Origin of the sequence: Microcoleus sp. Pol11C3, from assembly GCF_036701485.1 — a bacterium.
Taxonomy (GTDB): Bacteria; Cyanobacteriota; Cyanobacteriia; order Cyanobacteriales; family Microcoleaceae; genus Microcoleus.
On the sequence record NZ_JAUBQW010000014.1, the window covers coordinates 14,394 to 34,234 of the forward strand.

At 47.1% G+C, this 19,841-nt stretch carries 18 protein-coding genes; 8 read left to right on the forward strand and 10 right to left on the reverse strand.

The genetic code is table 11. From position 1 onward, the window contains the following. Window positions 1-21: 21 nt before the first annotated feature. Entirely contained in the window at window positions 22-2,019 is a 1,998-nt protein-coding gene (locus QUA40_RS05895; RefSeq protein WP_333122721.1) for an SdrD B-like domain-containing protein, read from the reverse strand. A gap of 197 nt (window positions 2,020-2,216) precedes the next feature. Here QUA40_RS05895 and QUA40_RS05900 point away from each other — a divergent pair, with 197 nt between their 5' ends. Further along, a complete protein-coding gene (locus QUA40_RS05900; protein ID WP_333122723.1) occupies window positions 2,217-2,894 on the forward strand; it encodes a peptidoglycan-binding protein in 678 nt (225 codons plus the stop codon). A 605-nt stretch (window positions 2,895-3,499) separates the two neighbouring features. Here QUA40_RS05900 and QUA40_RS05905 read toward each other — a convergent pair. After that, on the reverse strand, window positions 3,500-5,377 hold the full coding sequence (locus tag QUA40_RS05905; RefSeq protein ID WP_333122726.1) for a DUF1565 domain-containing protein: 1,878 nt from the start codon (window positions 5,375-5,377) through the stop codon (window positions 3,500-3,502). A 221-nt stretch (window positions 5,378-5,598) separates the two neighbouring features. Here QUA40_RS05905 and QUA40_RS05910 point away from each other — a divergent pair, with 221 nt between their 5' ends. Both QUA40_RS05910 and thiS read left to right on the forward strand, forming a co-directional pair. Continuing rightward, window positions 5,599-6,681 (forward strand): thiamine phosphate synthase, encoded by a 1,083-nt coding sequence (locus QUA40_RS05910; RefSeq protein WP_333122728.1) that lies wholly within the window; start codon window positions 5,599-5,601, stop codon window positions 6,679-6,681. A 97-nt stretch (window positions 6,682-6,778) separates the two neighbouring features. Continuing rightward, the gene (gene thiS, locus QUA40_RS05915) at window positions 6,779-6,991 is read left to right on the forward strand and encodes a sulfur carrier protein ThiS (RefSeq protein ID WP_015176890.1); all 213 of its coding nucleotides are present in this window, start codon (window positions 6,779-6,781) and stop codon (window positions 6,989-6,991) included. 186 nt (window positions 6,992-7,177) lie between these two features. Here thiS and rpmA read toward each other — a convergent pair whose 3' ends face one another. Next, entirely contained in the window at window positions 7,178-7,477 is a 300-nt protein-coding gene (gene rpmA / locus QUA40_RS05920) for a 50S ribosomal protein L27 (RefSeq protein ID WP_333122731.1), read from the reverse strand. 27 nt (window positions 7,478-7,504) lie between these two features. Continuing rightward, window positions 7,505-7,897, reverse strand: coding sequence for a 50S ribosomal protein L21 (gene rplU / locus QUA40_RS05925; RefSeq protein WP_172190164.1), 393 nt, complete (start codon window positions 7,895-7,897; stop codon window positions 7,505-7,507). 298 nt (window positions 7,898-8,195) lie between these two features. Here rplU and QUA40_RS05930 point away from each other — a divergent pair, with 298 nt between their 5' ends. Further along, on the forward strand, window positions 8,196-11,171 hold the full coding sequence (locus QUA40_RS05930; protein WP_333122733.1) for a pentapeptide repeat-containing protein: 2,976 nt from the start codon (window positions 8,196-8,198) through the stop codon (window positions 11,169-11,171). Window positions 11,172-11,322: 151 nt separating this feature from the next. Here QUA40_RS05930 and QUA40_RS05935 read toward each other — a convergent pair whose 3' ends face one another. The 4 genes from QUA40_RS05935 to glpK form a co-directional block, all read right to left on the reverse strand. Further along, complete coding sequence (locus tag QUA40_RS05935; protein ID WP_333122735.1) at window positions 11,323-11,538, reverse strand: hypothetical protein; 216 nt, start codon at window positions 11,536-11,538, stop codon at window positions 11,323-11,325. A gap of 326 nt (window positions 11,539-11,864) precedes the next feature. Further along, window positions 11,865-12,365, reverse strand: a complete 501-nt coding sequence (locus tag QUA40_RS05940) for a DUF3122 domain-containing protein (RefSeq protein ID WP_333122738.1) — start codon at window positions 12,363-12,365, stop codon at window positions 11,865-11,867. Window positions 12,366-12,598: 233 nt separating this feature from the next. Beyond that, window positions 12,599-12,970, reverse strand: coding sequence for a c-type cytochrome (locus QUA40_RS05945; RefSeq protein WP_333122740.1), 372 nt, complete (start codon window positions 12,968-12,970; stop codon window positions 12,599-12,601). A gap of 74 nt (window positions 12,971-13,044) precedes the next feature. Next, on the reverse strand, window positions 13,045-14,532 hold the full coding sequence (gene glpK, locus QUA40_RS05950; RefSeq protein WP_333122742.1) for a glycerol kinase GlpK: 1,488 nt from the start codon (window positions 14,530-14,532) through the stop codon (window positions 13,045-13,047). Between the two features lie 98 nt (window positions 14,533-14,630). Between glpK and QUA40_RS05955 the strand changes: the two genes are divergently transcribed. Then, window positions 14,631-15,215 carry an endonuclease dU gene (locus QUA40_RS05955; protein ID WP_333122745.1) on the forward strand — a complete coding sequence of 195 codons (585 nt, stop codon included), beginning with the start codon at window positions 14,631-14,633 and terminating at the stop codon, window positions 15,213-15,215. A 192-nt stretch (window positions 15,216-15,407) separates the two neighbouring features. Here QUA40_RS05955 and QUA40_RS05960 read toward each other — a convergent pair whose 3' ends face one another. Further along, window positions 15,408-16,610, reverse strand: coding sequence for an FHA domain-containing protein (locus QUA40_RS05960; protein WP_333122747.1), 1,203 nt, complete (start codon window positions 16,608-16,610; stop codon window positions 15,408-15,410). Window positions 16,611-17,660: 1,050 nt separating this feature from the next. Here QUA40_RS05960 and apcA point away from each other — a divergent pair. From apcA to QUA40_RS05975, 3 genes are all read left to right on the forward strand, one after another. Next, a complete protein-coding gene (gene apcA / locus QUA40_RS05965; protein WP_333036136.1) occupies window positions 17,661-18,146 on the forward strand; it encodes an allophycocyanin subunit alpha in 486 nt (161 codons plus the stop codon). Window positions 18,147-18,322: 176 nt separating this feature from the next. Further along, window positions 18,323-18,808, forward strand: coding sequence for an allophycocyanin subunit beta (apcB, locus tag QUA40_RS05970; RefSeq protein ID WP_006634930.1), 486 nt, complete (start codon window positions 18,323-18,325; stop codon window positions 18,806-18,808). Window positions 18,809-19,073: 265 nt separating this feature from the next. Continuing rightward, a complete protein-coding gene (locus QUA40_RS05975; RefSeq protein WP_006634929.1) occupies window positions 19,074-19,277 on the forward strand; it encodes a phycobilisome linker polypeptide in 204 nt (67 codons plus the stop codon). A 109-nt stretch (window positions 19,278-19,386) separates the two neighbouring features. Here QUA40_RS05975 and QUA40_RS05980 read toward each other — a convergent pair whose 3' ends face one another. Beyond that, the gene (locus QUA40_RS05980) at window positions 19,387-19,809 is read right to left on the reverse strand and encodes an EamA family transporter (RefSeq protein WP_333122750.1); all 423 of its coding nucleotides are present in this window, start codon (window positions 19,807-19,809) and stop codon (window positions 19,387-19,389) included. Window positions 19,810-19,841: the final 32 nt, after the last annotated feature.

A 19,841-nucleotide genomic window follows, 5' to 3' on the forward strand; every position in this document is an offset into this window, starting at 1 on the left:
GCGATCGAGCTTTGTGTCACCCTAAATCACCGGGAAATCTCTCCAACCCATCGGCACAACCGAGTCCGTGATCGCCCCTTTAATTAATTCATTTTTTTTGACAAATTCACCGATTTGTGGATTAGTATCCAGACCTACATTCTGTGGCCCCAAGTTAGGAATATTGCCTAAATTGGCAACAGGTCGATCGACCAAAAAATCACTGACTGTATCACGACCCTCGCTCAAAAGCAAGCTATCCGCCCCCATATTACCCGCTACTTCCAGTCCCGCATAGTTGCTGGCATCCGTCGGCGGGTCATCATTCAAGGATTTAGCCGATCGACCCTCAGCCTCTCCCGTCAGCAAATCGATGCTGCTGGCCCGAATATCTGCCGAGACAACAACCACTGCAGGCGGAGTCGTTTGAATGAAACCCGGCCGCTGAACTTCCCTGACAACATAACTACCTACCGGAACGTTGCGGAAACTGTAATTGCCTTGAACATCGCTTAAGGTACTCGCTTCGCCCGGATCTAAACTGCCGTTGTTGTTGAGGTCGATGTAAATTGGAGTGTTGGCGATCGGCGGTTCCCCGGGATCTAGGCGGCCGTTGGCGTTAAAATCGTTAAATTTCACACCGCTGATCGTGCCAGTTACCAACACATTGCCAAAGCTGAGATTAGTGGCATTTGTGCCGTTGCCCACGGCGATCGGAGTGGGATTGGGCGTAGTTTGTCGAAAACCGGGCTGCGGGACTTCCCTCACCACATAGGTTCCTTGAGGCAAATTGATAAAAGAGAAATTACCTTGGGGGTTTGTTAAAGTCGAAGGTTCATTCGGATCTCGGGCGCCGTTGTTGTTGAAATCAAGGTAAATCGGCCAGTTGGCAACTCTCGGTTCCGTCGGTTCGTTGATGCCGTTAGCGTTGAGGTCGTTGAACTTGAAGCCGCTGATGCTGCCGGTGGGTAAATTGTTGCCGAAAGAGACGCCGACAGCGTTGGTATTGCCGATGATGTCGATCGGGCCTGGATTTGGCGTAGTCTGTACCCATCCCGGTTGCTGGACTTCCCTCACCAAATACCGGCCGGGAGAAACATTGGCAAAAGTGTAGTTGCCTTGCGGGTTTGTGATGGTGTTGGGTTCGCCCGGGTCTAGACTGTTGTTGCCGTTGAGGTCGAGGTAAATTTGCCAGTTGGTCAGAGGGGGGTCTGTCGCGTCTCTGACGGTGTTGGCATTGAGGTCGTTGAACTTGAAGCCGCTGATGCTGCCGACAAAAAAGACATTACCAAAATTGACGTTGCTGATAGTGGCGTTGGAAGTAACGTTAATTGGGCCCGGGTCGGGCGTAGTTTGGCGAAAACCCGGTTGCTGGACTTCTCTCACCACATATGTATCTGCGGGAATATTGACAAAAGCGTAATTACCCTGAGCGTTGGTCAAAGTAACAGGTTCGCCGCCGTCGAGCCTGTTGTTGCGGTTGAGGTCGAGGTAAATTTGCCAGTTAGCTAGCCCTTGTTCCCCGGGATCTCGACTGCTGTTGTTGTTGATGTCGTTGAATTTTGTGCCTGCGATCGTCCCGGCGTTAAAGTTGTTGCCAAAATTGATATTGCCAGCGTTTGTGCCGCTGGTAATTGTGATGGGTGCGGGATTTGGGGTAGTTTGGCGAAAGTTCGGCTGCTGGACTTCCCTAACTTGGTAAGTGCCCGGCGGCAGGTTGGCGAAGATGTAGTTGCCTTGCGGGTTTGTGAGGGTGGAAGGTTCGTTAAATTCTGGCTGACCGTTGTTGTTGAGGTCGAGGTAGATTTGCCAGTTGGGAATTGGGACTTCTCCGGGATCAGGGCGACCGTTGGCGTTAAGGTCGTTGTATTTGGTGCCGCTGATGCTGCCGACTTGGAAGTTCCCGATGTTGACGTTGCCGATGTCTATTTGGCGGGCGGTTCTGGTGGGATTGCTGCTGGATTCGGACATGGTGTTGCTGGGGCCCAAGGAACGCGGTTCAATGTTTTCTGTAGGGCAATCTAGCAGTTTTTTTGCCAATTGCAGCTATTTGAGAGGGATAAATTTTTTTTAGGAAAGGGAACGGGGAAAAAGTTGTGAGTTTTGATTTAATCTGGAAACCTGGCTGTGCCTGCGAACCAGTAAATGCCCGATGCCCCATTCCCAATGCCGAAATTCCCACTTTTTTCCAGATTTGATGTACGATCGCTACCAGTTTTGCAGAGGTCGAATTCCCAATGTCCCAAAACTTGACAGCAAGCTGGAATGACGCCCGCGAGGTTCCGAGTTTGCTCTTCGGCTGGAGTTTGTGCGGTTTATTGGTAATGGGATCGATCGCCCTTACTCCTGCTGCGGCACAGCTACCTACCTCCGAACAGAGTAACAGCAACAGCCCGATCGCTCAAACAGGTGCGATCGTCCGCCCCGCAATCAAATTGGGCAGCCGCGGCTCGGAAGTGATCGAACTCCAAGCTGCTCTTAAATTGTTGGGCTTTTACGCTGACACTGTAGACGGGATTTTCTCACAAAGCACCGCTAGAGCTGTGTCTCAGTTCCAGGAAGCAGCAGGTCTGCCTCCCGACGCAATAGTCGGTCAAGATACTTGGAACCGACTGTTTCCAGCAGCTCCGAGCGCGATCGAAAACCCGATCGCCAACGCTCCTTTAACTGGCGACAACTCAGAGATTAACCCCCAAGCGCAGTCAACCAATTTTCCAGTTTTAAGAAGACGAATGCGGGGGGCAGCAGTCAGAGATTTGCAAGAGCGGCTGCAGGCCAAGGGATTTTTGCGGGTGAGTGCTGATGGCGTGTTTGGCCCGGAAACTCAAGCTGCTGTCAAGGCCGCTCAGCGACAATACCAATTGCCAGCAGACGGCATTGTCGGCCGCGCAACTTGGGAAGCTCTGCTGCGTTGACAGCAAGCGAAAAGTGCCGACTATGCACGTTGCGCGCTCTGGCGATCGTACAAATTGTTAATAATCGCTTTTGGAAGTATTTCTTCACATAAAAAAGTGTCAAGTTTGGTAAACAAAGTGTTTTTATGCGCGCAGTTGGTGTTAACTTAAAAACATGAGGGGCAAAACCAAGAAGCACAAAAAACTTGGATAAAAAATTTGGAGTTAGAGTATTTGTCCCGATCGGCTCTAGTTCGCAGGCAACGCCTGAACAGTGTAGCTTATTAGCAAAGAAAGGTTGACATTGCGATCGATATTTGTTAGATAGCTTGAGGCTATTGCATGAATCAAAATTTGCGATCGCACAACAGTCAAACACAGAAGTCTGAATAGACTCCGCTGATAGCTAGCTCGTCTCCAGAGTAGTTGCCAAAAAGTTCACCTTAGTTGTAGTTTGCTGAAACTCAGCAGAGCTAAAAACCCACTTGAATCAACTTAATTTACAAATGTTTTAGGGTCTGGCATCCGATATGCTAGGCCCTAAAATATTGAAATTTTGAAGTAGCAAGCAGTCTTTGGCTGTCAACAGTCAACAGTCAACTAATGACTAATGACTAATGACCATTTTATTTAATGTCCTCAATTCGAGCATTCAAACCGTTAGCGGAGAGCATTTGTAGCAATTCCTCAGCTTTTTCGCGTTCCCGAAAAGCACCGGCTTGCATCACCGATCGCCCGCTGGAAAAAGAGCGAAAAGCATCGGGAACCAGGGATAGCATTTTTTGTCGATCGCCCGGCCTGTCGGTATCCACCACAACTCGATAGCGCAAACCCAAAGCCAACGGTCGATCGAATGACGGCGAATTATCCTCGGAATCGGGCAAAGAATTCCCCCCTAAAGGTGCAGGTACATAGCCGCCCCTTCCGATAGGAATGTTGCGGCTCGGAACTGGCAATCTACCCTCAGAAGAAACCGAACTCGAACTATCAAAATTGGGAGGAATAATTGGTTGCTGTACCGAAATTTCCGAAACCGATCGAGAATTCGGATCGGGCACAGGAATTGCGATTGTCCCTGGGACTACCGATGAAGCAGCGGCATTCCTCCCAGAAAGCTCTTGCCGCAACTCAGCGCTGGGCGGTGCCGATAGATTTTGCACTGGTCGCCTGGAAACGGGCGCAGGCGGGGGAAGTGGCGCTCTTTCAACTCTGGGGCTTAGCCGTCCGGGGGTGTAAGCAGGGAGAGAAGTGTCGGGGCCGCCGATGCTGGGAGGTCGATCAATCGTTAGCTGCAAAGCACTTCCCCCCATTGGCCCAGGGGTAAAAGTTCCCGCCACATCAACCGATCCCGTCGTCCGGCTGCTCAACAATTGATTGCCGTAAGCTGGGATTACTTGACCTTTGGCAGCATTGTTCACATCGTACTGCCCGTTGTTGCGAATGACATTGCCCCCCGGTTCGGCCGCAGTTCCTAAATCCGGCAGAGATCTCGATATCGCCACAATTCCGTCCCGCCGATTACTCTCGATATAATTGTTACGCAGCACAGGTTTAGCATCAGCTTGCACCACCACGCCATCTTTATTGCGAGTAATTTTGTTACCGATGAGCAGAGGCGAAGCGTTCTGCGCTACATTCACCCCAAATCCCGTGTTTTCAAACACATTATCTCGAACTTCCGGCTGGGAACTGCCAAAAATAGTAATGCCGTTAGCTCCATTTTTCGAGAAAACATTCCCGCCAATCGTCGGCCTGGAAGTACCCACTACCGAAATTCCGTCGTGAGTGCTACCAGAAAAAGTATTGTTGACAACCGTTGGAGAACTCGATTCGATCCACAAAGCGTAACCGCGAGAGTTGGTATTCGTCACCGTCACCCCGCTGAGTCCCGCCCCGTCTGCGCCTAAAATCGCAATATTTTGGCCCGCCGAAGTCGGACTGATAAAGTATCCTCCGCCTTTGATGACAATATTCTGACCGCGAGTGTTGGGATTTCCCTGAACTGTTACGCTGGGCCTGAGCATTAATGGAAATTTTTCGCCGGTTTGCTCGCTGTAAGTACCGGGCGCTAGCAAAATCGCTGTTTTGGGCGGGGCCACGCTTAAGGCGTAGGTAAGGGTTTTAAACGGAGCTTGATCGCTGCCGTTACCTCCTGTGTCGCTGCCGCCGGTCGAGCTGACGTACAGTATGTTGATGTCGCTCTGTGGCGTCTGAGAAAGTAGCTGCACTCCCGGTATCCCGGCAGCGATAACTGACGGTTGATGGTTGCAAAGGGCGGTCATCGCAAAGACTAGCAGAAGGCAAGAACTTAAACAAGATTTTTGTGATCGCTTTTCTTTGCACTCGCTATATTGAGAATTTAGGAGCATAAATAAACCCCACTGATTTGCGATGCGAGTTCCGCTTCCCGAGTTCGGTGTCTGGTTTTCGCGATCGAACTTTGATTTCACCCGCCTGCTGGGGTTTTCTTCTGTTAATCTTTTGTGTTGTTCTGCTAACCTCACGGCTCTCCTCCGAAGTGTGGTATGCAGTTTAACGATTCCACTCTCATCAAGTTTGATCTATTATGCTTTGTTTTCATCAAATTCAATAAAACTTAAAAAATTATTGTCGAATTTAGATTGGTTTATGCCAAAATTAAGCCGCCTGCTTTGCCACGATCTTGACGGCGTGGGAGAATATAGCGGGTTGATTGGTAAGATTAATTATAATTAGGGTGGTTCTGATGACCGACAAACAAAACAGAACTTTACCGGCACAGCCAGCCCTCTGCCGGATTTTAGATGCAAATTTAGATCGATCGCGCGAAGGGTTGAGAATTATTGAAGAATGGTGCAGGTTTGGTCTCAACAACGCCGATTTAGCCCTCGTGTGCAAGCAACTGCGTCAAGAATTGGCTGCTTGGCACGTTGCAGAACTTCGCAGTGCTAGGGATACGCCGGCTGATCCGGGTACGGAGTTGACTCACCCGCAGGAAGAGCAGCGTTCGAGCATTCAGCAGCTACTGGAGGCGAATTTCTGTCGGGTGGAAGAAGCTCTGCGGGTACTCGAAGAGTATGGCAAAATTTACGATCGGAATATGGGCGCGGCTTTTAAGCAGATGCGCTATCGGGTTTATACTCTCGAAAGCAATTTGCTGGCTTACCGGCGCTACCAGCAGTTACTTCGATCGCAGTTATACCTCGTAACTTCGCCGAGAGACAACTTGATGGGAGTTGTGGAAGCTGCTTTGCAAGGCGGACTGACTTTGGTGCAGTACCGCGACAAAAGCTCAGACGATGGCGCAAAGCTGGCTAACGCGCGCCAGCTTTGCGAACTTTGTCACCGCTACGATGCTTTGCTGATTGTGAACGATCGCGTGGATTTTGCGATCGCAGCGGATGCCGACGGCGTACACTTAGGACAGGGAGATTTGCCTGTGGCGGAAGCGCGCAAGTTGCTCGGCCCGGGACGCATCATCGGTTGTTCGACTACGAATGGCGAGGAAATGCAGCGAGCTATTGATGCGGGAGCAGATTATATTGGAGTTGGGCCTGTTTACCACACTCCTACTAAACCTGATAAACACGCGACAGGTTTGGACTATGTGCGGTATGCTGCTGATAAGTCGCCGATTCCGTGGTTTGCGATCGGCGGAATTGATATCAACAACCTCGATGAAGTATTGAATGCCGGAGCTCAAAGGGTTGCCATAGTACGCGCAATTATGGAAGCAGAACAGCCTACTTTAGTCACGCAGTTTTTCATCTCGCAGTTGATTCGGATGCAGAATCTGAAAGCTCAGAAAGCTTTACACGGAAAAAGCTAGGTTGATTGGCGATTTGTAGGGCGGGTTTAGCACAGGAAATCTGTGCATAAAATATAATTTTGTTACCAAACCCGCCCTAAAAACAGATATTTTACTGATGATAAATCAAATTGCGCTGCAAGTTAACGGAGAAACCCGCAATTGTGCGATCGACACACCGTTACCAAAATTACTAGAACAATTGGGATTAAACCCGCGCTTGGTGGCTGTGGAGTACAACGGGGAAATTCTGCACAAACAATTTTGGGAAACTACACAGATGCAAGAGGGCGACATTTTAGAAGTTGTCACAATTGTCGGAGGAGGCTAGGCAATTTTTAGGAGTAAAAACGAGAGTTTTTCCTGCTTCTCTGGTTCTTGGTAAGTAGCCACAGTCCTTTCTCCGGCGAAACAAATTGCAAAAAGCTCTGCCTCCTGTAACTTTCTAATAACATAGAAAATCAGGAGGCAGAGCCTCTAGATATGCGTTCCCAGGCATAGCCTAGGAACCATAAAACTAAACTGCGACAGCTTCAGCCACTGGTTGAGCCACAGGTGCTGCTACAACAGGATAAATGCTGACTTTCTTGCGAGTTTTGCCTTTTCTTTCAAAAGTCACCACACCGTCAATCATGGCAAATAGAGTATCATCTCTGCCGATACCAACATTATTACCGGGGTGAACTTTAGTGCCGCGTTGGCGGATCAAAATGTTGCCAGCTTTGACAACTTGACCGCCGTACTTTTTGACACCCAGACGCTGAGAATTAGAGTCGCGTCCGTTACGTGTACTGCCTGTACCTTTCTTGTGGGCCATAATATCCTCAACTGTATTTACTATGTTTTATTCTGAATCAGTTTCGGCGGTTTGGGGAGTTTCAACAACTGCTGCAGTTAAGTCTCTGGCGGCTAAGACTGTACCGTTGACGCTAATCGAGTCAATCATAAAGCGAGTTGTTTCTTGACGGTGCCCTTTTTTCTTCCGAGTTTTCTTTTTCGGCTTCATCTTGTAGACGAGGACTTTGCGGCCCCGGAAATGCCGGAGAACCGTTCCTTCTACTGTGGCATTTTCTAGTAGAGGCTGGCCGATATGAACCTCGCCTTCGTGCTGGATCAGAAATACTTTGTCTATGGTGACTTTGGATTCAGCTTCAACGTGAAGCAGTTCGATGTCGTAGAAGCGGCCTGGTTCTACCCGAAATTGTTTGCCGCCGGTTTCAATGATTGCGTAAGTCATGGGATGGTTGTTGAGATTGCCGTACAGGTAGCTGATGAGTCATTGGTCATTGGTCGTTGTGGACTTTTGACTGGTGACTGCTCTCCAGCTTTTGGAATGTCTTAACCTGATCCGAGCCGGATTTAGACAGACAATCTACTATTATTGCGGATTGTTGTAGTTTTGTCAAGGTAAAAGAGACTTAATCTTTGCTAATTGTTAGTTTGAGAACGGATTTGTCGCGACGAACTACGGAATGCTTACAGAGTTAAATGTAGATTTTCTCAGATTCTCTCTTCTGCAACAGGGCAGGTAACAAATGGCAAATCGCATCAAGAAATTCTTCACTACTGATATCAAAGAACTGTTTTCCGCCGACGCAGCGGAGGGAATCGGAGAAGCTGGGAAAACAGCCACCGAAGTGGCAAAAATGTTCAAAGAACAAGGGCTGGAGAATAGCAACTTGCTGCTAGAGGTTTTGAACTCTCCCTTAGCTCAAGTTGTGGGAACTGGATTGCCATTTGTCGGGATGGCGGCGAAACTGCTGGCGTTTTTTATCGAAAAAACTCAACAGCAGCCGACTTTAGCTGAGTGCATTTTCCTCGTCAGTCAGGCGGCTTATCTGGAAAGTTTTAAGGATTTTATTGGACAAGACGCAAGTTTGTTAAATCGCATCGGGCAAACTCCGGTTTCCGATAAAGTCAAGCAGTTACTTAAAAAACTGGCAGATTTAGAATTTAGCGATAAAGCAGCCAAAGACACTGTTATTTGCTTCCGCGATTCGATATTAGCCGAGGAATTTAACCTAGTGCTGTCACAGCGGCTGCTACAAGCGGGGCTAAATGCCGATGAAGCTCAAATTTTGACAAAGAGAGTTGCTGCTAATACTCACCGCTATTTAATCGAAGCTTGGGCAGTTTCCGGCGATGCCATCAAAAATCTTGGACAGCCTTCTATCAGCGAATGGCGGGAAGAACAGGAGAAATATCACAGCATTGACAAATACCTGCAAGAACAGATTACCTCTCTACCGCTAGAACCGGTATTTAAAGAAAATTTTTCATTCAAAGATATCTACGTGCCTCTGAAAGCAAAGCCAATTGATAAAAAGGCCAATCGTGTTAAAAATACAGAACCTTTCGATTTAGCGACTTGGGCAAAAAAATTGCTTGAGTATGGCAAAAAAGAAAATAAAGTAATGTTTGTCGAAGCTGGACCCGGACGCGGCAAGAGCGTTTTTTGTCGGATGTTTGCTGACTGGGTGCGACAACATTTGCATCCAGTTTGGACTCCCGTGTTAATTCGACTGCGAGATATTCCCATATTGCAAAAGAGTTTTCGAGAAACACTCAAAGAAGCAGTTAATGCTAGTTTTGCTAGCGATGACGGCTGGTTGACAGATAGAAACACGCGATATTTGTTTTTCTTGGATGGCTTTGACGAGTTGCTGATGGAGGGGAGAAGCAGCGGCGGTTTAGAGCAATTTCTCAAGCAAGTAGGACAATTTCAGCGAGACTGCGATCAGAATTCGGAAATGGGACACCGGGTTTTGATTACTGGCAGAACTTTAGCTTTGCAAGGGATTGAAAGGCAAATGCCAGATAACTTAGATCGAGTCGAAATTCAGATAATGGATGACGGACTACAGCAACAGTGGTTGAGCAAGTGGGAAGCCCAACTAGGGGCCGAAAAAACCTCAGCTTTTCAGAATTTTTTGCAAGATAAATGCTGTCCACATAATGTAAAATCAGAACTCTCGCGAGAACCGCTCTTGCTTTATCTGTTAGCGGCAATGCACCGGGACAAAATCTTGAAAGTTGAGGATTTTCAAGGAACTAACAGCACTCAAGCAAAAATTTTGATTTACAACCAAGCTGTGAATTGGGTACTCACTGAACAGCGGTCTAAATTGCTCAATCGCAATTTGACCGAACTGGAGACAGAAGATTTGCGGCGCATCCTTACAGAAGCAGGATTGTGCGTGGTGCAGTCGGGAGGGGAATGCGCTCCTGTAGCGATGGTTGAGAAACGATTGAGAGAAGACAACTCGGTTAAAGCCTTACTTGAAAAAGCACAAATACCGATTGGCGATAATCCTCTGAGAAATGCTTTGGCGGTTTTTTATCTTCAGCAAGGCAGTAAAGAAGGTTCTGTGGAATTTGTACACAAGAGTTTTGGTGAATTTCTGTGTGCGGAACGATTGAAACAAAGTCTGGAAGACTGGACGGAACCGGGAAAGAAACGTATTAAATTTAATACTCAAGACTCTCAGATGGATTGGGAAATTTATGATTTGTTGGGTTATGGGGCGCTGACGGAAGAAATTGTGGAATATTTGATGGGGTTGTTAACAACTCCGGCTGCTCCTGGCGAGGAAAATCTGTTTCGGCCTGTAGAGCTATTCGAGCGTTTGGAAAATTTTTATCTGCGGTGGTGCGAGGGGGAATTTATTGATGCGCCGCCGGAAAATTTGCCTCAGAAGAAGATGCGCCTACTGCGAGATCAATTGAAAACCCAAGAGTTGGGACAGCGACAAATAGATGTTTATGCTGGTTTGAATGTGATGATTTTGCTGTTGGAGTTGCACCGTTACGGTCAAGAGACACCTGAATTTAAAGATAAAATGGTGTTTTATCCTTGTGGGAAACCTAATGCTGAAGGTGAACTTGACGATGCAATTCGGTTGTTGCGTCTCATCGGTTATAGCCGTTGTGTTGGGTATTTTGACTTTCTCCAAACAGTTGGGACATTCCTCAGTGGCGCAAACCTCAGTGGCGCAAACCTTGGCGGCGTAGAACTCTGTGGCGCAGACCTCGGTGGCGCAAAACTCAACGGCGCAAACCTCAACGGCGCAGAACTCAGCGACGCATACCTCTGGGACGCAGACCTCAGCGGCGCACACCTCAGCAGCGCACACCTCAGCAGCGCACACCTCAGCGACGCAAACCTCAGCGGCGCAGACCTCAGCCGCGCAAACCTCAGCGACGCAGAGCTCAGCGGTGCAAACCTCAGCAACGCACACCTCAGCCGCGCAGACCTCAGCGACGCAGACCTCAGCGGTGCAAACCTCAGCAGCGCAGACCTCAGCCGCGCAAACCTCAGCGGCACAGACCTCAGTGGCGCAGACCTCAGTGGCGCAGACCTCAGCAGCGCACACCTCAGCGACCCAGACCTCAGCCATCGCACTTTTGGCGATGTCAAATGGAATGAGAATACAAAGTGGGAGAATGTTCGAGGTTTGGATACAGCCGTTAATTTTCCAGAAGCGTTAAGGCGACAGCTAGGAATACAGTAAAAACATTTTTCCAGGCTTGGCGTATCATTTTTATGAACAGGCTTTCCGGCCTGTTCCACAAAGACAGAATTTTCTTGTGGGGTGGGCCCGAGAGTCCGCGCCCGAAAGACCGATCGACCTTATTTTGTCCAAAAGGTCGATCGAACTCGATTTAAGCAGTGGCAGAACATTTGCGCGATCGTAACAATTCCAAAGCTTGCTGTTTCACCCGACCTTCCATCACCTCTTTTTGCAAATTAATAAAAGCCTCAAAATCTTCTAAACCGTACTTAGTCATCTGCAACTGCTGTCGCAACTGTTCTTCTGCCTCAACCGTTAAGTAACCTGTTGTCAAAGCTTTTCGGACAATTTTACTGATTAAAGTCATAGTAGATTCACCCTGAATACACGTAACGTGAAAACACTGAAGTTTTGTCAACCGACTAACTCAGCTTTTAGTTTGTTTCATAATTATCCTTAAAATAGGTTAAATCTACCTTAAGGTCTATGTAAATAAAGTAATTTTTGATACATCCCTGAAACTGGAGCGATTTTAAATGTACAGTGCGATTAATTTGAGCTATTTAGTTTTTGCCAGACCACATTATTCTTCAAATACGTTAAATCTACCTTAAGGCATAATTTAAACATAACAATTTGTGACATGGGAAAGTGTTGGGATTTTAAATGTAGAGTGCGATTAAATTGGTATATTTAGTTTCTCTCTAACAACAGCCGCCATTCTCTGACAGCAAAAGGAGGAACCAGCACTTGTGTCTCATTTTGATTTTTCACGGGCAAATTCAACAGCAAAGGTCGATTACTTTCCACTTGTGTAATTATTGATTTGAAATCGTATTCTCCGACATTCATTGGCAAACCCGACTCGTTCCAAATATCATTTGCCTTGCCTATTTCGCGCTTGCCCGCCGCAACTTTCAGCGGAAAAGGATGCTGCAATTCTGTTCCGGGAAATCCTACTAATCTCAGATTTAAAGACTTTACTACTCCCGACTTGACTCGCTTGTACAAAACAACTTGCCATGCTTTGTCATCTGTATCACGCAGGCTTTGTACGGATCGGAACATTACTGTCTCGGCAGTTTCTGGATATTTGTGAATCGAGGCGAAAGCAGGCGGGCTAACCGCTAAGATTATATACAAGCACAAGCTAATGACAGTTAAAGTTCTACGCCAACAATAATATTTTTTCACCTTGCAACACCTCGGATAATTTAAAGTTTTTAGCAAAAACAAAATAAAAAAGACAGGTTTGTATTGAGATTATTAAGGGATGAACAATAGAAGAGAAAAAGCAGGCAGGTTTTGTATAAAGATTATTCATCTATGACCAAGTTAAGCGCGAAACCTGCCTACATTATACCTCGGCTTGGTTGTTTTCCTGAAGTTAAGCGCGAAACCTGCTCTGACAATCTACATAGTCTGGTTTATTTCCAATCGGTTTCGGCTTGGGATAGCACGTAAGCTGAAACATCGATAATTTGTTGTTCCGACAAACGATCTTTGTAAGCTGGCATAATACCTTTGCCGTTGGTTACTAAGTTGGAAATGTTGGCGATGGAATCCATGCCGTATTTTTTTAAGGCTTTTTGTTTCAAGTTTTTGCCGCGCCTGATAATGTTGCCGCCGTTGATGTGACAGCCGGCACAGTTGGTGCTGAAGACTTCGGCTGCGGTTGCGGGATTTGTCGCTGTATCTGCGATCGCCATTTGGGGATTAGCAGCGATTTCTACAAATGCCAGTGTCAGTATTAATAGAAAGGCGGTGAGAATTTTTTTTAAGTTATTTAGGGAAATCATCTATTTGCAAGTTGAAAAATAGTGCTGGATTTAATGATATCACTAAATACGGTTTTTGGGGTTAACTCAGCGATTCATTCTTCCCAATCGAAGGTGCGGGAAACTGCTTTTTTCCAAAAGCGATATTTTTGCTCGCGAAGTGCGATCGGCATTTTCGGCTCCCAAGTACAATCCACCGCCCAATTGTCCCGCAATTCTGCTAGCTGACTCCAAAAACCCACCGCCAAACCGGCTGCATAAGCAGCACCGAGTGCAGTAGTTTCTGCTACCACAGGCCGCACCACAGGCACTCCCAAAACATCGCTCTGAAACTGCATCAGCGTGTGATTTCCCACCATACCACCGTCTACTTTTAAAGACAAAAGCTGCACAGCAGAATCCTGATTCATCGCATCCAATATTTCCCGCGTTTGCCACGCTGTCGCTTCCAATACTGCGCGGGCAATGTGTGCCTTAGTCACGTAGCGAGTTAAACCTGCAATTACTCCCCGGGCGCTGTCTTGCCAATAGGGCGCGTAGAGTCCAGAAAAGGCCGGCACGATGTAAACTCCGCCGCTATCTTCAACTGTATTTGCTAATGTTTCTACTTCCGCAGATGTGTTGATGATGCCCAAATTGTCCCGCAGCCACTGCACTAATGCTCCGGCGATCGCAATACTGCCTTCCAAAGCATACACAGCGGGCGATTCTCCCATCTTGTAGGCGACTGTTGTTAGCAATCCTTGCTTTGAAGGGACGATCGTCTCACCAGTATTCAGCAGCATAAAACAGCCCGTACCGTAAGTATTTTTCGCCTCCCCAACACTGAAACAAGTCTGCCCCACCAGAGCCGCCTGCTGATCGCCCAAAGCAGCAGCAATTGGAACACCATCTAACAATCCTTTTGCAGTGCCAAAAACTTGACTCGAAGGGCGAATTTCTGGCAGCATCTGGCGGGGAATTGCCATTATTTCCAAAGTTTCCGCATCCCAATCGAGGGTTTGCAAATCCATCAGCATTGTGCGACTGGCGTTGGTAACATCGGTAATGTGCGCGCCGCCAGTCAGATGCCAAATCAGAAAAGTATCGACATTGCCAAAAATCGCATCCCCTTGATTTGCAGCTTCCCGCAATCCTGCGATATTGTCCAGCATCCACTTAATTTTCGGCCCGCTGAAATAAGTTGCCAGCGGCAAACCGCATCGTTTTTGAAATCGATTTTTGCCCCCAACTTCAGCTAAGTTATTACAAATTTGGTAAGTGCGAGTATCTTGCCAAACAATCGCATTGCCGTAAGGTTTGCCAGTTTTTCTGTTCCAAACAATTGTAGTTTCGCGCTGGTTGGTAATACCGAGTGCAGCAATATCTGTGGGGTCGATATTGCCGATTTCGAGGGCATTTTTAATCACGCTTTGGGTGCGCTGCCAAATTTCATCGGGATTGTGTTCAACCCATCCTGGTTGCGGATAGATTTGCTGGTGTTCTTGTTGGTTGCTGCAAATTATCTGTCCCTGGCGATCGAATAGGATAAATCTGGTGCTGGTGGTTCCTTGGTCGATCGCTGCTATATATTTTTTTGCCAAGTGTCTAAAACCTTTTTAGTAATGAGCTATTTAACGTATATAATACTATGTAAAACACAAGCTAATCTCACAAACTTTTGTTTAGGGAACTCCACAAGTTGAAACTGGCAGATTTGCTCAGGCTCGATCGCACAATTAAGGTTATTGGCTTTGACGACGCTCCGTTTTCTCGGACAAGCGGCAGTCTGGTGTCGATCGCGGGCATAGTCTGCGGGGGAACTCGATTTGAAGGAATGGTGTGGGGACAAGTCCTCCCAGACGGATTAGATGCCACGGATGCTATTTCTGGGCTGCTCCTCGGAGGCAAGTTTCTGTCGCAATTACATCTGGTTTTGCTTGACGGAATTGCTTTCGGCGGATTCAATATTATTGACCTTCCCGAGTTAGCATCGCGGCTGCAAATTCCTTGCGTTGCTGTCATGCGCCGCCAACCCGATTTAGATGCTGTTGAAAAAGCCCTCCGCCATTTACCCGACTCGGAATATCGTTTAGAGTTGTTGCGCCGCGCTGGTAAAATTCACGCTTTTGAACCTTTCTTTTTTCAAGTTTGTGGCGAAAAACCTGAAGTAATTGCGCTGGTTCTCCAGCGTTTGACAGACACTGGGAAAGTTCCTGAAGCTTTGCGTTTGGCTCATTTGATTGGTGCGGCGGTAATTAATGGAGTTAGCAGCAGTTCTGCTTGAATTATTGTTAAGAACAGGCAAGATGCCTGTTCCACAAAGAGTAAATTTTATTGTGGGTGGGCCGGAGAACCCGTTAAGAACGGGCCAGATGCCCGTTCCACAAAGAGTACATTTTCTTGTGGGGTGGGCATCCTGCCCGCCCATGAAAGACTTATTGACAATGGTGCAATATCTCAGTTTGTACTCGCTTACTTACACAATCTCGCCGTCAATTTCACCGAATTCGATTTTAGTTCCCAACGCCAAAGTTAGGGTACTTTCAGGTTCTACCATTTTTATATCACCTTGAATGTCGGTAGCCCACCAAGCGCGATCGCACAAATTGGTTAATCCTAATGAAAGCTCGTTTCTCGATCGAGAAGTGACTATAGCTACAAGACCGTTAGATGCTGCGGCTGTTAAACTCGGTATGTCAGAGGTGAATAGTTGAGTTCCCGCACTCAGAGGAATAACTCGACTGCCTAATTTCAGAGAAAATTGGCTGCTGGTAAAAGAATTTACTGCGGGCTGATCTGATATAAAGGTAGGCGGAATATTTATCGGTGTTGGGGCTGGCAAGTCAGAGTTTCCTACTGTAATTGTACAGTTGCCGATTTTCTTTTGGTCGCCCGATCGCAAATAACTCACCGCCCCGCTATCAAGATTCTCGCAAACAATTTGACCTGCTTCCAATTGAAACCGCATCGCTAAGGGCGAAACATTAGGAATGCAGATAATAGACAAATTTTCATCACTGCCAAAAGTCACTGGTTCCGATCCCAGAGTGAGAGTCCGATTTGCTCCGCTATCGTAACTAATTACCAGCCAAGCTTTGTTGAACAAAGTTTCGGCTACAACTAGCATAATTCCAATCCAAAAACCGATCGCAGCACAGCCAGCTAAACGGCCCGCAGTACCGGATAAATTGTAAGCAAACAGAATAAACAAACAGCCGCCCAAAACTCCTCCAACACCGCCGCCTCCCGTGCCGCGAAGCGCTCCCAAATTAGGAATCCGCTGTGCAAGTCCAAGTCCTAACAAACTGCCAGCTATTCCCCAGCAAATTACTCGCAATAATTCGTTGTTTCCGTCGCCAATCCCGCTATAAATACCTTCGGCAATCGCCCCAGAAATGGCTCCTGCTATTAAACCAAACAATCCGCCATTTTTTAAAGCCTGTTTAATTTGAGGCTTGCCTTTGATATAGTAATAATAGCCGAACATGATAGCAGTAGCAATGCCACCGCCTACTAACCCAAACCAGCGAGCTGTGGAAAATACACTGTCAGGAAAAGATGCCGAACCAGTGAGTCGCTGCATGAAAGGTTCGGTGATTAGATTGCCGACGAAACCGCCGACAGCACCGCTAATCCCAAACTGCAAAGCTTTTTTAAGGGCTGATAGATTTCTTTTCACGGCGCACCAGATTAAAAGTGAGAGTCAAATCTAGCTACAAGCTCGAAAGTCATGATTTCCGATATCTGATATCTGGCACCATTATCAAGAACAGGCTTTCTGGCCTGTTCGACAAACGCAAAGAGTTGAGTTTTCTTGTGGGGAGTAGGGGTTGGGCATGAGCTAAGGCGTGTCAACTTAAGCTTTTAGTCCGCCAGTCCTCCCGCTCACCCGGCAGTCCGCCAGGGAATGAATTCCCAGTCTAATAGCGAAAGTCCTCTAAAAGAAGACTGAATCATTCATTAGTCCTCTTTTAGAGGACTTTCGCTTTGAGGCAGGGGTTTCAACCCCTGACGGACTATCGGATTTACCTTAAGTTGACACGCCTTGGGCAAGAGATCCCGCCCGTCCAAGACTTATTGAGAATGCTGCAAAATGTGAGACGATCGCACATCTTCCCCTCTGCCTCCCCCTCCCGCCTGTCTCCCTTCCCTCTCAGGGAAAAGTCTTTGAGCGTTGCGCCCTCGCCCGCCACAAATCCCCCTCAATGCTTTATCGCCTCTAACCCTTGATGCGACAGAATTATAGCGAATTTTTAACCCGTGAAATTTTAACGCATAACACCCTAGCGAGGGCCCCAATATGAAAAGGAATGTTACAAACTATTACAGTAACACTCAGAATGTGAACATAATGCCTCAAAATACTTGCGAGAGGTAGTTGTGTCAGAGAAGCAATATCCTTACTAACTGCCGGACAGTCACTCGATCGCCACTAAGTGGCCTGCTGCAATCTTGATCATAAATTAAAGATCGCATCAGTCATTTATGGTATTGTAAGCGACAGGCTTAGTGCGAGCACTCACAACCGCACCGGCGTGAAGAACCAGCGCCGTTAAGCATCGAAGGCAGTCACCCACCAACAACTTCAACAGTTGCTGAGTGTGGAAAGTCTAGCCTTCCCCGTCAAAGCTCCTGCCTGAGCAGGAAAGATACGGGACGCAAGCGCCCGCCTTCGCTAGCTCAGCGCAAAGCAGTTCGTATAGCAAAATATCCAGCGGGTACACACAAGATGAGTATCGTCACCAAATCAATCGTCAACGCAGACGCCGAAGCTCGCTACTTGAGCCCAGGTGAATTAGATCGGATCAAAAGCTTCGTCACCTCTGGTGAACGCCGCGTCCGCATCGCCCAAATTTTGAGCGAATCCCGCGAACGCATCGTCAAGCAAGCCGGCGACCAACTTTTCCAAAAGCGCCCTGATATTGTTTCTCCCGGCGGCAACGCTTACGGCGAAGAAATGACAGCAACTTGCTTGCGCGACATGGATTACTACCTGCGTTTGATCACCTACGGAATCGTAGCTGGCGACATTACTCCGATCGAAGAAATCGGTATTGTCGGCGTCCGCGAAATGTACAAATCTCTGGGCACCCCGATTGAAGCCGTCGCCGAAGGCGTTCGCGCTATGAAAAATGCAGCAAGTTCGCTGCTGTCTGGAGAAGACGCTTCCGAAGCTTCCTCTTACTTCGACTACGTTATCGGTGCGATGCAGTAAGGAATTTCGATTTTAGGTTTTCGATTTTAGATTGAAAAATTGGGGGTTGCCGGCAACAAGCTAACAGCTTTTGCAGATAACCAACTATTTAAAAATCTCAAATCCCCAATCCCAAATCCCAAATTCTAGCTCCAAAATTGGACTGACTCAGCCACTTTCTAGGAAACAAGACAACCATGCAAGACGCAATTACCGCCGTTATCAATTCCTCTGACGTTCAAGGTAAGTACCTCGACATCAGCGCTCTAGACAAGCTCAAGAACTACTTTGCTTCTGGCGAACTGCGCGTCCGCGCCGCTACAGCCATCAGCGCCAATGCAGCCACAATCGTCAAAGAAGCAGTTGCTAAGTCTCTGTTGTACTCTGACGTAACTCGTCCCGGCGGCAATATGTACACCACTCGTCGTTATGCAGCTTGCATCCGCGACTTGGACTACTACCTCCGCTATGCCACCTACGCTATGCTAGCTGGCGACCCTTCCATCCTCGATGAGCGCGTGCTCAACGGTTTGAAAGAAACCTACAACTCCTTGGGCGTGCCCATCGGTTCTACCGTACAAGCAATCCAAGCAATGAAAGAAGTCACCGCCGGTTTGGTCGGTTCTGACGCTGGTAAAGAAATGGGCGTCTATTTCGACTACATCTGCTCTGGCTTGAGCTAAGACTCAGGAAGAAGGAAGAAGGAAGAAGGAAGGAAGAAGAAGAAATAACATTTATTTCTTGCCTCTTTTAACTTTTAACTTTGGACTTGTTACCTTTGGCTTTGAAAAGAGGTCAGGGAAGTTGAGAGTGATTGCTAGACCGTCAAAGGCTTGTCGAGAAAGCCCGACGAGTTTTAACGAGCTAGTTTTGACTCCTAACTCCCTGCCTTCAATCTTTAAAAAATCCATCTAATAATCTGTAAACCTACTCAGGAGTTAGTTTCCCATGAGAATGTTTAAGGTGACTGCTTGCGTCCCCAGTCAAACTCGCATCCGCACTCAGCGCGAATTGCAAAATACCTATTTTACTAAGCTCGTTCCTTACGACAACTGGTTTCGGGAACAGCAAAGAATTATGAAAATGGGCGGCAGAATTATTAAAGTGCAACTGGCTACGGGTAAGCCCGGTGCTAATACCGGTCTACTTTAAGAGCCGAAGCTGGATTAGTAGAGGGGTAAGAGGTCGCGATGACCTCTTTTTTGTTGTTATTTTAAAGGAAGAATGTCCAGGGTTGTTAATTTAACCATTGACAAATATTTCAATAAGCAGAAAGTATAACTGCGATTATCGCTAACAAAACAGCAAGCATTTGTGGTAATGTAATAGCCTCTTTCAAGAATAAAGACGATAATAATATAGTAATCAGCGGGTAGATAGACGTAACACTCACTACATTGGCAACTTCACCTTTGCCAAGGGCTATAAAAAATACTAATGATGCCACAGTGCCACAAACGCCAACTAACATGGCAAACAAAATTCCCCTAACATCTCCCTCAAAACTAAAATTATTAGTTTGGATAATAATAAATAAAGTAGTTAAAATAGCGCCAATTGCTTCATAAAGAAAAGCAGTTTTGTAGTCAATATATTTAGTCGCTAAATTGCCAAAAAATCCCCACAAACCATATAATAGCGAGCAGATTAATGCGTAAATTAACCAATCTGGTACTTTAGCCATCTTTGTTAGAGTTTATTGAGATCATTCTAAAA